Genomic DNA, 16,363 nt, shown 5'->3' on the forward strand with positions numbered 1-16,363 from the left:
ACGGCCTTACACGGCGGCGGCCGGATCGCGCTTGCCGGTGTCGATGCCGTACTTGTCGATCGCGTCCTGCATCCGCGAGCGTTCGATGCGGCCTTCGTCGGCCAGCGACTTCAGGGCCGCCAGTACGATGAAGTGGCGATCCACTTCGAAGAACGTGCGCAGCGATTCACGCGTGTCGGAACGGCCGAAGCCATCGGTGCCCAATGCGGTGAAGCGGCGGTCGTTGATGAAGGGACGGATCTGGTCGCCGACGATCTTCATGTAGTCGGTGGCCACCACCACCGGGCCTTCATGACCCTGCAGGCACTGCTGCACGTAGGGCACGCGCGGTTCTTCGGCCGGATGCAGCAGGTTCCAGCGCTCGGCGGACAGCCCGTCGCGGCGCAGTTCGGTCAGGCTGGTCGCGCTCCAGACATCGCTGGCGATGCCGAAGTCCTGCTGCAGCAGGTCTGCCGCGGCTTCCACTTCGCGCAGGATCGAGCCGCTGCCCATCAGCTGCACGCGTGGCTGCAAGGCGTTGTCGGCGGCTGCAGGATGCAGCAGGTACAGGCCCTTCAGGATGCCGGCTTCGGTGCCTTCGGGCAGTGCCGGCTGCGGGTAGTTCTCGTTGAGTACAGTGATGTAGTAGTAGATGTCTTCCTGGTCGACATACATGCGTCGCAGGCCGTCGTGGATGATCACCGCCAGCTCGTAGTTGTAGGTCGGGTCGTAGGACACGCAGCTCGGAATCACCGACGACAGCACGTGGCTGTGGCCGTCATCGTGCTGCAGGCCTTCGCCCATCAGCGTGGTGCGGCCCGACGTGGCACCGAGCAGGAAGCCGCGGGTACGCGCGTCGGCAGCGGCCCAGGCCAGGTCACCGACGCGCTGCAGGCCGAACATCGAATAGAAGATGTAGAACGGAATCGTGGCCAGGCCGTGGTTGCTGTAGGCGGTACCGGCGGCGATCCACGAACAGATCGCACCGGATTCATTGATGCCTTCCTGCAGGATCTGGCCGTCCTTGGCTTCCTTGTAATAGCTCAGCTGGCCGGCGTCCTGCGGGGTGTACAGCTGGCCCAGGTAGGAGTGGATGCCGATCTGGCGGAACAGGCCTTCCATGCCGAAGGTGCGCGATTCATCGGGCACGATCGGAATCACCAGCTTGCCCAGATCCGGGTCCTTCAGCAGGCTGGTGAGGATGCGCACGAAGCCCATGGTGGTGGACTGGCCGCGATCGCCACTGCCCTGCAGCTGGGTGTTGAAGATCGACAGCGGCGGCAGCGGCAGCGGATCCACCCTGGCCAGGCGCGCCGGCAGCTGCCCACCCTGGATGCGGCGGCGGTCGGCGAAGTAGGCGGCCTCGGCGCTGCCCGGTTCCGGGCGCAGATAGGGCATCTCCTCCAGCTGCTCGTCGCTGACCGGCAGGTTGAAGCGGTCGCGGAAGGCGCGTACTGCATCGGCGCTCATCTTCTTCAGCTGGTGGTTGATGTTCTGGCCTTCGCCGGCTTCGCCCATGCCGAAACCCTTGACCGTCTTGGCCAGGATCACCGTCGGGCGGCCGCGGGTGTTCACCGCCTGCTGGTAGGCGGCGTACACCTTCTGCGGATCGTGGCCACCACGTGCCAGCGCCCAGATGTCGTCATCGCTCATGTGCGCGACCAGCTCCAGCAGCTCGGGGTAACGGCCGAAGAAGTGTTCGCGCACGTAAGCACCGCTCTGCGACTTGAAGGTCTGGTAGTCGCCATCCACGCATTCCATCATGCGCTGGCGCAGCAGGCCGCTGTGGTCGCGGGCCAGCAGGTCGTCCCAGCCACTGCCCCAGATCAGCTTGATCACGTTCCAGCCGGCCGCGCGGAACGTGCCTTCCAGTTCCTGGATGACCTTGGCGTTGCCGCGCACCGGACCGTCCAGGCGCTGCAGGTTGCAGTTGACCACGAACACGATGTTGTCCAGCCGCTCGCGGCCGGCCAGCGAAATCGCCGCCAGCGATTCGGGCTGGTCCATCTCGCCGTCGCCGAGGAAGGCCCAGACCTTGCGGTCCTGGTGCTGCTTCAGGCCGCGGTACTCGAGGTAACGCATGTAGCGCGCCTGGTAGGCGGCGGTCAGCGGGCCCAGCCCCATCGACACGGTGGGGAACTGCCAGAACTCCGGCATCAATCGCGGGTGCGGATACGAAGACAGGCCGTCACGACCGGCTTCGCGGCGGAAGTTGTCCATCCGTGCCGGATCGATGCGCCCTTCCACATACGCGCGGCCATAGATGCCCGGCGCGGAATGGCCCTGGATGTAGATCATGTCGCCGTCGAAGGTGTCGGTACGGCCACGGAAGAAATGGTCGAAGCCCACGTCGTACAGGACAGCCGCCGACTGGTAGGTGGCGATGTGGCCGCCGACGTTGGAGTGCTTGCCGGCACGCAGCACCATCACCATCGCATTCCAGCGGATCATCGCGTTCAGGCGGCGCTCGATGGCCAGGTCGCCCGGGTAGGCCGGCTGGCGCTCCGGCGGGATGGTGTTGACGTAGGCGGTCCACGCGCGCGCATGCAGGTCGCCGTGCTGCCGGGCGTCCAGATCGCTGAGCTGGTCGATCAGGTAGTGCGCGCGCGGCCGGCCGCCGGCCTGCATCACCGCCTCCAGTGATTCCCGCCACTCCCGCGTTTCCAGCGGGTCGGTATCGAAGGGGGTCAGGGCTTGGTTCATGAGTGTCTCCAGAGGGCGCCGGCTCTGCCTGGGCGACAACACCGGCAGGGCGCACAGCACTGGAGCGGGGTCGCAATGGCGGGGCCGTGACGCGAAGGGCGACCGTGGCGGCCACCGGGGAGGCAAGCGTAGGCCCGGCCCCGCGGCTTCGATAGGCGGGCCTGGCTTGGATCTCTGGCAAGCAAGGGTTGGCAGGGTGCGCCGTATCATGGGCGAATGTGCCGGGCGGAGAGTGCCTGGCATGGCCGCCTGCTGCAACGCCACTGTCATCGATGGCCGTCACCCTGCGGGGCTTTCCAGCCTCGGGGTGTTGGCCGGCCGTGAACAGCGTGAGGATCTGGGAGAAGAGCTACGCGCTGCGCCGACGGCTGCTGCGTGGCTTCTTCCTGCGTCGCGGCTCTGCCAGCGAAGACGCCGAGGACCTGGCGCAGGAGGTGTACCTGCGGCTGCTGCGGGCCACCGGCGAGAATGCCGCAGCGATCGAGAACCCGGAGGCCTACCTGTTCACGGTCGCGGCCAACCTGGCACGCGAGCACGCGCGCGCGCGTTTGTCGCTGCCGCCGCTGGAAGACGTGGATCAGCTGGCCGAAGTGCTGAAAAGCGAAGAAGACATCGAGGGCGAGTTCGAGCGCGCGCAGCGCTGGAACGATATCCGCAGCACCATCGCACGTCTGCCGGCGACCACGCGACGGGTGATGGAGCTGCATTACCGCGACGGGCTGGACTGCCCGGCAGTCAGCCAGCAGTTGCAGGTGTCGGTGCACATGGTGCGCAAGCACATCGGCAAGGGTCTGGAGGCCTGCAGGAAGGCGCTGGGCGCCAGGGAGCACGCATGAACCGGAACGCATCGCCCATGGCCGACGACACGGTCGCCTGCGAGGCAATGGACTGGTTCCTGCGCAATCGCGAGGGAGTGCTGAGCGAGGCCGAGCGGGTTGCGTTCCTGGACTGGATGAAGCGCTCGCCCGAGCACGTGCGCGCCTATATGCACGCCCTCGCGCTGCACCGGCAGGTCGGCGAGGCACTGCAATCGCCGTTGCCGGAAGAGGCGCCGGCGTCGCCACGGCAGGCGGCCGCCAAAGTGGTGCCTCTGTTCGATAGTGCCCCCGCCGCGCCGCACGCCGCGCCGCTGCGCCGCCGCACGCGCGGGTGGGTGATGGCTGCCGCAGCCTGCATCGCCCTGCTCGGCGTGGGCCTGGTTCCGCAGCTGATGCCCACCGAACAGCTGTACAGCGCCGACCACGGTGAACTGCGTGACCTGGTGCTGCCTGACCGGACACAGGTGCGGCTCAACGCGGACAGCCGCCTGCGGGTACGCATGGGCTGGTTCAGTCGCACGGCGGAACTGCTGCAGGGCGAGGCGACGTTCGACATCGCACGCGACCGCCGCCCCTTCGAGGTGCAGGTGAACGGTCTGGAGATCCGGGACATCGGCACAGTCTTCGACGTGTCGCGACGGCTGCAGAGCACGCGCATCGGTGTGGTTTCCGGCGAGGTCGAGGTCTGGAGCCAGGGCGCGGGCGCCCGCCGCCTGGCCCGGTTGGGGCAGGGCCGGGTGGTGCAGGTCGACGCGCGCAGCCATGCGGTGGAGTCATTGGACATGCCACTGTCGATGCTGCTGGACTGGCAGCAGCGCAAAGTGTCCTTTCTTGACGAGCGCTTGGACGAAGTGGCTGCTGCCTTCAACCGGCACAACCAGGTGCAGGTGCGCGTGCTGGACGAGGGCGCGGCATCGGCACGGTTGTCCGGCAGCCTCGATGCGCATCGCATCGGTGCGCTGCAGGCCTTCCTCGAACGTGACCCGCGCTTCGTGGTGAGCCGCGAGGGCGACATAGTGCGGGTTGGCAGCCGCTGAGGCCGAGGTGGCCGTGGACTGTCAGAAAAAATTCATTGAATCCGCGTTCTCCACTTTGGTGGATGCGGGCTCTTACTTGGGAGAAGCCGCTGCCGATCCGCGCAGCGGCGCCTGCTGCCTTCTCTCTTCCAAGGACCCGTGATGCGCAACACGCTCTACCTGTCGATCATCCTCGCCCTGTCTCCCGGCAGCATGCCATTGGCCTTCGCCGCCGCCGATGGCCTGGAGGCGCGTGTGTCCACGCCGATCGCGGCACAGCCGTTGGCGCGTGCACTGGAGCAGTTGTCACGCAGTTCCGGGGTGCAGTTCCTGTACTCGGCCGATGGCGATGCCCGCATGGCCGGTGCGGTGCCGCGCGGTGCCACCGTCAGGCAGGCGCTGGATGCACTGCTGGCCAGTACCGGCCTGGGCTACACCGTGGTGGATGGCAATGTCATCGCCATCGATCCGGCACCGGTACGCAACGCGCCGAAGCCCGCCGCACCGAAGCCGCGCGAGGCCGAGGCGGTGGTGGCGCCGACCCTGGACACGGTGAAGGTGATTGCCGCGCACGAGGTGATCGACCAGAAGAAGACCTCACCGGTGATCAAGGATTCGGTGGTCTACGACGAAATGGACAGCTACGGCGACGAGACCCTGGCCGAGAGCCTGATGGCCGCTCCAGGCCTGAGTGCGGTGGAGGATGCCGGCGAGCCACGTTACGTGACGGTGCGCGGCGTACAGGCCAACCTCAACTACACCACCATCGATGGCATCGCGATTGCCAGCGTGGGTGGCAGTGGCTCCGGCGAACGCATGAACAACCTGCAGCTGATTCCCAGCGACATCGGCACCCGTACCGACATCTACAAGAGCTTCAGTGCGGAGCAGGCACCGGATGCGATCGGCGGCGTGATCGACATCATCAGCCGCAGTGCCTTCGACCGGTCCGGCAAGTACGTGTTTGCCGACGTGGCAGGTATCTATTCCACGGCCGAGACCAACGTCGAGCGCAGCGCTGGCGGCAACCACGAAACCCTGGGCCACTTCGGCAAGAGCGCCAAGATGGTGTTCTCCAACCAGTTCGGCGCCGGGCAGGAGTTCGGCATCGTTGCGGTGGCACGCTATGAGCAGCGTTCGCGCAACAGCGTCAAGCGCTGGGTGGAGTCGAACTACTACTACAACGACGCCGGCAAGTACCTCACCGACGGCACCACCGGGCCGGATGAGGCCAAGGGTTGGAACGGGCTGCGTGCGCCCGGCAATTTCAGCACGGGCACCTACACCAACTTCATCACCAACTTCGGCGGCTCGGCCAAGCTGGAATGGAAGCCGTCGGACGATCCGTTCTACGCATCGCTGCTGCTGTACTCGTACCGGTTCTACGAGAACTCGACGATGAACAAGACCGACCTGTACGGCAACGCCAAGTTTCCGATCCGCAACCAGACCGAGGACAGCGGCACCACCCAGATCAACAGCATCTACATCAAGAACCGCCACGACCGATGGGACCGCAGCAACCGCGGCGCCATCGCCAGCTTCAACTGGGACATCGGCGACCGTTCGCGGCTGACCCTGCGCGGCGGCCATACCGAAGAGACTTTCCACAACAACCAGGTCTACTGGGGTGTGCGCGCCTACCCAAGCAGCCTGTTCGTCGACTACGAGAACGACAGCCACGGTTTCCCCAACGCGGTGGCGGTGTCCGATTCCAGCCTGCTGACCAGCTCGGCGTTCAAGCTCAATCCGGCGCAGGCCTATGTCTCCCCGCGCGATGCCAAGGAGAGCATCGACAACCTGCGCGCCGACTTCAGCTACAACATCGATGCCGACGCGCGCGGCTTCGGCCTGGCTGCCGGCGCCGAGTACCGCCACCTGAAGATCTGGCAGGACATCGACTTCGACTACTTCAAGACCAGCGCCACGCTCAACGATTACCTGTATCCGGGATCCACGCTGCTGGGCAGCGTGCCGGGCTTCCCGCTGATCGACAACCGCAAGTGGAACGAGGAACTGCTACCGAAACTGGGCAACAACAATGCGGCGTATCCGAATGCCAACTTCACCAGTGACTACAAGTACGTGGAGGACATCACCAATGCGTACGTGTCCGCGCACTACGCCTGGAACCGGCTGCTGCTGATCGGCGGCCTGCGCTATGACCACACCCGCTTCGATGCCTACAGCCCGTTCAGCAATGATGGCGGCACCACCTATACCTCCGCCTTCCGCAACACGAGCGGTGGCTACAACAACCTGTTGCCCTCGTTGAATGCGACGTTCAAGCTGAGCGAGGACCAGCGCCTGCGCTTCTCCGCCAGCCGAACGCTGGGCCGGCCGACGCCGAGCAACATCGCCCAGGCCACCAGCACCAGCTGTGGCGACGACGAGGAGGGCAGGGGCTTCTGCACCATCAAGCAGGGCAATGCGAACCTGCAGCCGCGCCGTTCCACCAACATCGACCTTGCATGGGACCTGTACTTCAACGGCAACAACGGCCTGGTCTCTGTGGCGTTGTTCGACAAGGTAATCAAGGACGACATCTACACCCTGACCACTTTCGAGAACGTGGGCGATACCCGTTACCGGGTGACCCAACCGATGAACACCGATGAGTCCAGGCTGCGCGGCGTCGAGTTCGCGGTGGCCAACCGCAACCTGCAATGGGGCCGCCAGCGCTTCGACATGTACTTCAACGCCACGCGGCTGGAAGGCAGGACCAACTACCGCATCACCGATGGCACCGAGCGACGCCTGGACCGGCTGCTGTACCAGCCGGACTGGTCGCTCAATGGTTCGGTGATCTGGCGCATGCCGTGGAAGAACTCGCAACTGCGCCTGTCCGGAACCTACCGCAGCCGGATGCTGGTCGACTTCGGCGATACCCAGTGGCTGGACTCGTACTACGACCCTTACATGACCTTCAACATGGCCTTCAGCCACAAGGTCAGCAGGCACGTGACGCTGAAGTACGAAGCCAAGAACCTGTTCAACACCCAGCCGACCTACAGCACCGGCCCGAACGGGCGCTTCCGTACCGAGATCGACGACTACGGCCGCTTCTTCTACTTCCACATCATCTACAACTGAGGGCACAGCCGTGGAGACGATCAATCGCAGGCGATTCCTGGCCCTGGCCGGCCTGTCCGCTGCCGGCGCCTGGATGGGCACGGCACGCGCGCTGGCCGCGCAGGCCGATGCCACCACGCTGAACCCGCGCAACCTGCTGGCCAAGCCGCGCTTTGCCAGCACGCCCTTCACCCTGGGCGTGGCCTCGGGTGACCCCACGGCCGACGGCGTGGTGCTGTGGACGCGGCTGGCGACCGAGCCGCTGGTGTTCGGCGGTGGCATGCCGCCCCGGCCGATGGTGGTCGAATGGCAGCTGGCAGCGGACGAAGGCATGCGCAAGGTGGTACGCCAGGGTTCGGCGCTCGCGCATCCCGAACTCGGCCACGCGGTGCACGTGGAACTGGAAGGATTGGCGCCCGGACGGCCCTACTGGTACCGCTTCACCGTGGGTGGCCACGCCAGTGCAGTCGGTTGTACCCGCACGCTGCCGGCAGCCGCGGCAGCGGTGGATCGCGTGCGCTTTGTGGTGGCCGGCTGCCAGCACTACGAAGAAGGCCACTACACCGCGTGGCGGCGCATCGCCGAGGAACCGTTGGATTTCGTCTTCCACTACGGTGATTACATCTACGAAGGTGAAAGCCAGCCTGGCCTGCGGAAGATGAACGGACAGCCGTTCACCAACCTGCGCAACCACGTCGGCCCGCAGACCTACACGCTGGATGATTACCGCCGCCGCTACGCCCAGTACAAGAGCGATGCCGACCTGCAGGCCGCGCATGCGTCGGCACCGTGGTTCGTCACTTTCGATGACCATGAAGTGGACAACAACTGGGCCGGCGCCGAAGACCAGGACGATACGCCCAGCGAAGTGTTCCTGCTGCGGCGCGCACAGGCGTTCCAGGCCTACTACGAGAACATGCCGCTGCGCCGTTCGGCATTCCCGCGCGATGGCCACATGCAGCTGTACCGGCGCGCACGCTACGGAACGCTGATGGACCTGCACCTGCTCGACACACGCCAGTACCGCAGCAAGCAGGTGAACATGGCGCTGCGTGAGGACGTGGAATCGGCGGAGCGCAGCATCGTCGGTGCGAAGCAGGAGCGCTGGCTGTTCGATGGCCTGGCCGATGCCGCACCGCGTTGGCACACCATCGCCCACCAGGTAGCGCTGGGCAACTACATGCGCGAGAAGGACGGCGTGGTGCAGTCGTCCGATGATCAATGGTCGGGTTACCTGGACAGCCGTCGGCGCCTGCTCGACCACATCCAGAAGGTCGGCTTCGGCAACGTGGTGACCGCCTGTGGCGACGCGCACCGGCATTACGCCAGCGACCTGGTGCAGGACCACCGTGACTCGGGCGTGGTCTCCAGCGAGTTCCTCGCCACCTCGATCACTTCCGGTGCTGACGGCCAGGGCGTGGACGCGTATGCCAGGAACCAGCTTGCGCACAGCCCCAATCTGAAGGCGACCACCGACAAGCGTGGCTATGTGCTGTGTGATGTCACCCGCGATGCGTGGATCGGCGACATGAAGACGCTGGATACCGTGATGCAGCCCAATGGCGCGCTGCAGAGCTGGAAGCGCTACGCGGTGGAGCACGGCCGGCCGGGGCTGCAGGAGGCCTGAGTCTAGCGGTCTGCGCTGTAGAGCCGAGCCCACGCTCGGCTGCTTCTTTCGGGGCAATGCGACCGGGGCGAAAGCAGCCGAGCATGGGCTCGGCTCTACAGGGATTCTTCAATCGTGCTCGAACCGCAGCGGTTCGGTGCCCATCGCCGGGTCACTGGTGCCGGGGCGACCATCCTCGGCGCGGCCGGCCAAACGCAGCACACTCCCACCCGCGCTGATGCGCAGGTCATACCAGCCGGCGGTAGGCGTTGCATCCCACGCCAATGAAGTCTGCGCATGTGCGGGCAGCGCCAATGTCTGTTCGGGCATGTGTCCTGCATAGGCGCCGCCATGCACGCGCACCTGCTGTGCACTGTCACCCAGATTGCGCAGGTGCAGCCGCAGCTGGCCATCCGCGCGATCAATTGAAGCCTGCACGGCAGGAGTCTTGGCCGCACCCTGGAAGTGGCGGTGGAAGCCGTTCGGACCGAGCAGCCACAGGTCATAGCGGCCCTGGGCGTCCAGCGGCCAACGCTCGCGCAGCGGCATGCCCGGCAGCAGCGTGTAACGGCGCGGCACCGCCTCCAGCCGCAGCCGATCGTAGACATGCAGCACTGCCGCTGCGCCCTCGCAAGACAACGCCAGGTCAACGCCCGCGACGTCGACCGCAGCAATCGACGCCTGCGGTCGATAGGGAAGGGCACGCGCCGGGCGTACACCGCTTTCCTGTTTCGCTGGCTTCAGCCCCTCTGGCAGCGCGGGCACGGTGCGCCCCGGCAAAGCAGCGGCGCGTGCGGCCACCGCGCTCACGTCGGGCAGGCCGCGGACGAACGGGCGGGTATCGCGCTGGGCAAAGTCGAACGCAGTGCTGAGGTCGCCGCAGACCGCGCGGCGCCACGGCGAGATGTCCGGCGCGGACACACCAAAGCGGCGTTCGATCAGTCGAATGACCGAGGTGTGGTCGTACACCTGCGAATCGACCCAGCCACCGCGGCTCCAGGGCGAGATCACGTACAGCGGCACGCGCGGGCCCAGTCCATACGGGCGGCCGCGCAGTTCGGCGAAGTCGTACTTCTCATCTCCCGGTGCCGGATGGCGGTGGTACTCGCCTTCAGTGCTGACCGAGGACGCACCCGCCCAGCCACCGTCCACCGGCGAAGGCGGTGCCGGTGGCGGCATGTGGTCGAAGAAACCGTCGTTCTCGTCGAACATCAGCAGCAGGGCGGTGCGGCTCCACACCTGCGGATCGGCGGTCAGTGCATCCAGCACGCGTGCGGTATAGGCCGCGCCCTGGGCCGGGCTGGAGGGGCCGGGATGCTCGCTGCCGGCCGCGTCGGCGATGATGAAGCTGACCTGCGGCAGGCGTCCGTCGATGACGTCCTGGCGCAGCTGCGCCAGGCCACGCGTGCTGACCCCGCGTGCGCGCAGCTGCGGGTCATGCCCCGGCGCAGCGCGGTAGGCCTGGCGGAACGCCTCGAAGCCGGCCAGCGGGTTGTCGGTGAAGTTGTCGGCCATGTCCTGGTAGATCTGCCAGGATACCCCCGCCCTCTGCAGGCGTTCGACATAGCTGGCCCAGCGGTACGACGCAGGATGCCCGCCGTGCTCGGGGAAGTTGTCGTGCGAGTTGGCGATCACCGGGCCGCCGGCGCGGGCGGCAGCATCGTTGTGGCCGGTCCACAGGAACACCCGGTTCGGGTTGGTTCCGGCCTGCATCGCGCAGTGGTAGGCGTCGCAGATGGTGAAGGCATCGGCCAGGGCGAACTGGAAGGGCAGGTCGCTGCGCTGGAAGTAGCCCATGGAGTGGTTCTGCTTGGCCTTCGGCCAGTGCCCCATGCGGCCGTGATCCCAGGCGCGCTGCGCATCCGGCCAGGTGTGCGGCGTGCCTTCCACCCGCATGTAGCCGAAGTGCGCGGCGGTATCCAGCGGGAACGGTGCGATCGCCCGCGTGCCAATGGCATCGGGCTGCAGCCACAGGCTGCGCGCGCGGCCACCGGCCTGCAGCGCGGCGGCCGGGGCCACGAAGCGGTCACCGAAACCACGTACGCCCGGCAGCGTGCCGAAGTAGTGGTCGAACGAACGGTTCTCCTGCATGAACACCACGATGTGCTGCAGGTCTTCGAGGCTGCGCGTCTGCGCGGCGGGGGCGATCGCTGCGGCCCGTGCGATGCTGGGCAGCAGCGAGGCAAGGCCGGCGGCAACGCCGGCCTGCAACAACCGGCGTCGGCCGATATCGGTCACGGGCTCACTCACAGGTCCACGCGGAAGGAGATGCCGACGGTGCGCGGGGCGCCGATGAAGGCGTTGTCGCGGCCGTCCACCCCCGCAAGATACCGCTTATCGGTGAGGTTGCTCACCACCAGGTTGGCACCCATGCCCTTCAGGCGCGGCGACAGGCCCTGCAGGTCGAAGCCGATGTTGGCATTGAACACGGTGGCCGAGGGCAGCTTGTTGACGTTGGCGGCGTCGAGGTAGCGGGTGCCTAGGTAACGGCCGGACAGGCCGAAGTTCCAGTTCTCGCCCTGCCAGTCCGCCGAGAGTACGAGGGTCTGTTCGGGCTGGCCGATCACCTTGGCGCCGTCGACGATGCCCAGCTGGGTATCGCGCGCGGCATCACCGCTGCCCAGGTACTTGGAGCGGTTGTAGGTGTAGGCGGCGTTGAGACGCCAGCCGTTGTCCCAACCGTAACCGAACGCCGCTTCCAGGCCGTTGCTTTCCACGCCGCCGAAGTTCTCGTAGACGCCGTCGGTCTCGCCCAGGTAGTCGATGCCGCTGACGAAGCCGGCCGGCAGGTAGACGATGCGGTTGTCGAATTTGATGTTGTACAGCGTGACCGAGGCGGTCAGGGGCCAGCGGCTGATGCGCATGCCCACTTCAATGTTGTCAGCGGTCTCCGGCTCGACGTTGCGGAAGCGCTGCGGGTCGGTCTCGCCGAGCACGCCGGAAGGAATCGCGGCGAAGTTCTGCGAGAAGCCGGCGAACAGCTCCATGCCTTCCACGCCCGGCGCCCAGGTCAAGCCGGTGGACAGAAGCGGGTCGGACCTGGAATCGGATGTGACGTGCTCGCTGGCACCGATCACGCGGCGGCGCGACTGGTCGACGAAGAACTGCTTCACGCCCAGACGTGCGCTGAACGGCCCGAACCGCGCCACGTCCTCGACGTAGTACATCTGTTCGTCGACCTTGTACTTGTCCTCGAACTGTACCCAGTACGGCTGGTGGTCGAAGGCGATGTCCTGGCCGACGTTGAGCAGGCGATGCCAGTCGCGGCGTGCCGAACGGTCCAGCTTCTCCACCCACAGGCCGCCGCGGATCGTGTTGTCGACTGCGCCGAAAGTCTGGCGCCATTCAACGTCGGCGGTCACGCCCATGCGGTCGTTGTCGTAGTGGGTGTGGCGATACGACTGCGCGCCCAGCACGTTGCCGGCGTAGCAGTTCGGATCGTACTCGGCGGTGAAGCCCAGGCGCGGGCTGCAGCTGGCCAGGCGCTGCGCGGCACTGCCATCGGGATTGACGAAGAAAATCTGGCCACGGTTGCTGCCGCCGTACACGGTCTTGCCACCGAGGTATTCCGATTCGGGGCGGCCCGCACCCTCATCGCTGACCTGCGCCAGGTACGGTGGCAGCCAGTCACCACGGCCTTGCATGCGGTGCCCGTAGGCGGCCACCGAGGTCTTGAAGCCGTTGCCACCGTCGAAGGCCGCGCGCAGGTAGCCGAAGGTGTTCTCGCGCAGCGCACGCGAGCCGGAACGGTAGTTCTGGTCCAGGTAGGGAATGCCGGTGAGGGTACCGACCAGGTTGTCGCGATCCGGATTGGTCGCGAAGCCCTTCGGTGAGACGCTGGTGTACTCCGGCTCGTCCGCATCGTTGTAGGACAGGTAGCCGGTCAGGGTCCAGCGATCCAGTTCGGTGATGAACTTGCCGGCGATGTGGTCATTGCTGGTCCTGCCGCTGCCATCGATCCAGTCATGCACGCGCGCCGACGAGGCACTGACCCAGGCGCGGGTGTGGCCGCCGAGCAGGCCGGTGTCGTAGCGCACGTAGTACTTGCGCGCCTCGTTGTCACCGGCGCCGACCACGAAGCGCAGGCGGCTGTCCTGCAGCGGATCGCTGGTGAGGAAGTTGAGCGTGCCGCCCAGGGCCTCGTTCGAGCGCGAGGAGATATCGGCAGTGCCCTGGCTGACTTCCACCGTTTCCAGGTCGAGGGTGTCGATGTAGCGGTTGGCCAGCGAGCCGCCGCCGTAACCCGAGCCACCATTGGGCAGGCCGTCGATGGTGGTGCCGATCTGCTGGGTATCACGGTTGGTGACGAAGCCACGCATGCTGATCTGCGTGCCCCACACTGACGAGCCGGTGGCATCGGCCTCGCTGACCACCACGCCGGGCACTTCGTTGAGCGCGTCGTTGACGCTGCTCATCACGGTCTGCCGGTTCAGCGTTTCCGCACGCACGGAAGTCTTGGCATAGCTGGTGGCCTGGCCGATCACCTGCACCTGGTCGAGGGTGCGGGCCTCACTGCTGCGCGCTTCAGCGGCATCGCCCTGCGGTGCTTCGGCCAGGGCGTCCAGTGCGGGAGCGATCAGCAGGGCAAGCAGCGAGACACGGGGAAAGCGCGCAGACGTTCGCATCGAGACCGGACCTTCAGAGGAGGGAAGCCCCGGAGTGTCGGCAGCGCCAATGACATCGGCATGACGTGGCGATGCAGGAATCGTGTTGTGCGACGGCCGGCACCCGCCGCCTGCTTCAGTACCGTGCGTCCTTGGGCTTCGGGTCACGCGGCCAGTCCTTGCCCTTGTTGGCGAAGTCCGGCCGCGGCTGGTTGATGAAATAGCCGGCGATGTCCACCGCATCCTGGTCCGGCATCACCTGCTGCCCCAGCGGCGGTGCGCGGGTCACTGCCGGTGGCATGTTGTGCTTGATGAAACCGGCCGCCTTGTACAGGCGCGCCATGCCGGCACCGATGTTGAAGCTGTGGTCGCCCCACAGCGGCGGGAACGCGATGTCACCGCTGGCATCGCGTCGGCCTTCGCCGTTGTCGCCATGGCAGGCGGCGCACTGCACGGCATACAGCGCCTGGCCGCGGACCGGGTCCGGAGTCAGCGTGCTGTCGATGGGGCCCTCACTGGGCGCGGCCACTTTTGCACCCTCTGGCACCGGGCTGCTCAGCCACGCCATGTAGTCGAGCATCGCGCGCATCTGCGGTGCGTCCTTCGGCAGCGGCTTGCCGTTCATCGAGCGCTGCAGGCAGCCATTGATGCGCTCGGTCAGCCCGATCACCTTGCCCGGGCGCGGCATGTAACGCGGATAGGCACCGCCGCCGGTATTGAAGTAGTGGTTGCCGAACGGTCGCTTGCCCTCGGCCATGTGGCACGAATTGCAGTTCAGATCGTTGCCGACGTTGTCCGGAAGCAGGCGCGCGGTCTCGTTGAGGATGCGCCGGCCGAGCATTACCGATTCGGCATTGCCCAGGCCGGCGATCTCCTCGGCACTGGGCGCGTGGTAGTGGGCGACCACCTTGCCCTGTGCATCGAGGATATCGATCGTACTGGCTACGGCTGCATCCAGGCCCGGGTGCAGGTGACGATAGGCGAGGGTGCCCGCACCGGCCAGCAGCACCACGGTGATCGCACTACCGAGCAGCAGGCGGGAACGTTTGCGCGAACGCTTCATCGTGCGGACTCCTGCGGAACGTAGTGCACCGGCTTGTCACGCACCACCCGGCGCATGCGTGCCACCTCGACCTCGCTCACCGCGCTGGCCTGGTTGCCCCAGCTGCTGCGGATGAAGGTCAGGATCTGTGCCAGCTGCGCGTTCGGCAGCTGCTCGAAGCCGGGCATGGTGAAGGCCATGCGGTCGTGCGGGGTATGCGGCGTGCGACCCCCGATCAGGGTCACCTGCACCAGCGAACTGGGGTCGTCGGCGAACACGATCGAGTTGCCGGCCAAGGCCGGATAGACGCGTGGCATGCCGCGCCCGTCGGCACGGTGGCAGGCCTGGCAGTGCTCGGCATAGGCCAGCGAACCGGCCACGCGATAGTCGCCACTACGCAGCGCGGCGGTGGTGGTGTCGGTACCAGGCGACCACTGCGCACTGCGTCCCTCACGCGCCGGCAGCTGCTTCAGGTAGCGCGCCATGGCCAGCAGGTCAGCGTCGGACAGGTACTGCGTGCTGTGCTCGACCACGTCGGCCATGCCACCGAAGGCTGCCGATCGATCGGTGCGCCCGGTGCGCAGGAAGTCGACGATCTCGCCCTCGCTCCAGCTGGCCAGGCCGGTCGATTCATTGCGCAGGTTCTTCGCATACCAGCCTTCCAGCACCGAGCCGGACAGGAACTGGCGGCTGCCATCGTCGGCCATCGCCTTCTCCTGGAACGCCAGCCCACGTGGTGTATGACAGGCGCCGCAGTGGGCCAGGCCCTCAACCAGCTCAGCGCCACGCTGCTGGCCCACATCCAGCGACGGATCCGGGTTGAAGCTGCGCGGGCGCGCGAACAGCAGCTGCCACCATGCCAAAGGCCAGCGCATGTTGGCCGGCCATGGAATCGTGCTGTCGGCGTTGCTTTGCTTCACCGGCTTCACCGAGCCCATGAAATAGGCATACAGCGCCTTGATCTCGGCATCGCTGGCGATCACGTACGAGGCATACGGCATCGCCGGATACAGCGGCTGGCCGTCGTGGCGGATGCCGCGGCGGACCGCGCGTTCGAAATCGGCGTAGTCGTAGGCACCAATGCCGGAGTCCGGATCGGGGGTGATGTTGGTCGAATAGATCGTGCCCATCGGCGTCTGCATGCCCAGGCCACCGGCGAACGGCTTGCCGCCCGGCGCGGTGTGGCAGGCCGCGCAGTCGGCGGCACGTGACAGGTAGCGCCCCTGCGCGATCAGCGCCGGATCGTGGATGTCGACCTGCGCGGTCTGTCGCGGTGCGAACCAGTAGGGCGTGCTGCGGGCGATGCCGTAGGCGGCGGCCACCGTGGCGGCCAGGGCAATGGCGAGCTTGAACGAGATGCGCATGGCGGCACTGTGGGCACTCCCGGGCGCGCGTTCATTGATCCGGATCAATGACTGAACGGATACAGCTTTTACACCAAACTGAATCGTTCCTGCGTTGTCATCAAGCCGTCATCCGTGCGCGATAGATGGCCGGTCTATTGGGCGTTACCGTCCCAATCT

The 16,363-nt window shown here is 66.4% G+C and carries 9 protein-coding genes; 4 read left to right on the plus strand and 5 right to left on the minus strand.

Going from position 1 to position 16,363, the window contains the following annotated elements; translation table 11 throughout:
- Positions 1 to 6 precede the first annotated feature (6 nt).
- Entirely contained in the window at positions 7 to 2,682 is a 2,676-nt protein-coding gene (gene aceE / locus AC5P98_RS04740; protein WP_049407060.1) for a pyruvate dehydrogenase (acetyl-transferring), homodimeric type, read from the minus strand.
- 320 nt (positions 2,683 to 3,002) lie between these two features.
- Between aceE and AC5P98_RS04745 the strand changes: the two genes are divergently transcribed.
- The 4 genes from AC5P98_RS04745 (at position 3,003) to AC5P98_RS04760 (ending at position 9,215) form a co-directional block, all read left to right on the plus strand.
- A complete protein-coding gene (locus AC5P98_RS04745; RefSeq protein ID WP_041863300.1) occupies positions 3,003 to 3,518 on the plus strand; it encodes an RNA polymerase sigma factor in 516 nt (171 codons plus the stop codon).
- Positions 3,515 to 4,537: a FecR family protein gene (locus tag AC5P98_RS04750; protein WP_049407080.1), complete on the plus strand. Its 1,023-nt coding sequence runs from the start codon at positions 3,515 to 3,517 to the stop codon at positions 4,535 to 4,537. Before AC5P98_RS04745 ends, AC5P98_RS04750 begins: the two co-directional genes overlap by 4 nt.
- Positions 4,538 to 4,678: 141 nt before the next feature.
- The gene (locus AC5P98_RS04755; RefSeq protein ID WP_049407083.1) at positions 4,679 to 7,609 is read left to right on the plus strand and encodes a TonB-dependent receptor; all 2,931 of its coding nucleotides are present in this window, start codon (positions 4,679 to 4,681) and stop codon (positions 7,607 to 7,609) included.
- Between the two features lie 10 nt (positions 7,610 to 7,619).
- The gene (locus AC5P98_RS04760) at positions 7,620 to 9,215 is read left to right on the plus strand and encodes an alkaline phosphatase D family protein (protein WP_049407085.1); all 1,596 of its coding nucleotides are present in this window, start codon (positions 7,620 to 7,622) and stop codon (positions 9,213 to 9,215) included.
- Between the two features lie 108 nt (positions 9,216 to 9,323).
- On the opposite strand, the gene AC5P98_RS04765 is transcribed toward AC5P98_RS04760, so the two are convergent.
- The 4 genes from AC5P98_RS04765 to AC5P98_RS04780 form a co-directional block, all read right to left on the minus strand.
- Positions 9,324 to 11,432, minus strand: coding sequence for a phosphocholine-specific phospholipase C (locus AC5P98_RS04765; protein WP_049407087.1), 2,109 nt, complete (start codon positions 11,430 to 11,432; stop codon positions 9,324 to 9,326).
- Positions 11,433 to 11,440: 8 nt separating this feature from the next.
- On the minus strand, positions 11,441 to 13,819 hold the full coding sequence (locus AC5P98_RS04770) for a TonB-dependent receptor domain-containing protein (RefSeq protein WP_049407090.1): 2,379 nt from the start codon (positions 13,817 to 13,819) through the stop codon (positions 11,441 to 11,443).
- Between the two features lie 115 nt (positions 13,820 to 13,934).
- Positions 13,935 to 14,861, minus strand: a complete 927-nt coding sequence (locus AC5P98_RS04775; protein ID WP_014646731.1) for a c-type cytochrome — start codon at positions 14,859 to 14,861, stop codon at positions 13,935 to 13,937.
- Positions 14,858 to 16,204, minus strand: coding sequence for a c-type cytochrome (locus AC5P98_RS04780; RefSeq protein ID WP_049407093.1), 1,347 nt, complete (start codon positions 16,202 to 16,204; stop codon positions 14,858 to 14,860). The genes AC5P98_RS04775 and AC5P98_RS04780 overlap by 4 nt, the downstream gene beginning before the upstream one ends.
- Between the last annotated feature and the right edge of the window lie 159 nt (positions 16,205 to 16,363).

The organism is Stenotrophomonas sp. YJH_SMC_135 (genome assembly GCF_059372355.1).

Excerpts from the sequence above, each read along its gene's own strand:
- AC5P98_RS04755 (WP_049407083.1), top strand. The coding sequence starts at position 4,679 with ATGCGCAACACGCTCTACCTGTCGATCATCCTCGCCCTGTCTCCCGGC.
- AC5P98_RS04780 (WP_049407093.1), bottom strand. The coding sequence starts at position 16,204 with ATGCGCATCTCGTTCAAGCTCGCCATTGCCCTGGCCGCCACGGTGGCC.
- AC5P98_RS04775 (WP_014646731.1), bottom strand. The coding sequence starts at position 14,861 with ATGAAGCGTTCGCGCAAACGTTCCCGCCTGCTGCTCGGTAGTGCGATC.
- AC5P98_RS04770 (WP_049407090.1), bottom strand. The coding sequence starts at position 13,819 with ATGCGAACGTCTGCGCGCTTTCCCCGTGTCTCGCTGCTTGCCCTGCTG.
- aceE (WP_049407060.1), bottom strand. The coding sequence starts at position 2,682 with ATGAACCAAGCCCTGACCCCCTTCGATACCGACCCGCTGGAAACGCGG.
- AC5P98_RS04750 (WP_049407080.1), top strand. The coding sequence starts at position 3,515 with ATGAACCGGAACGCATCGCCCATGGCCGACGACACGGTCGCCTGCGAG.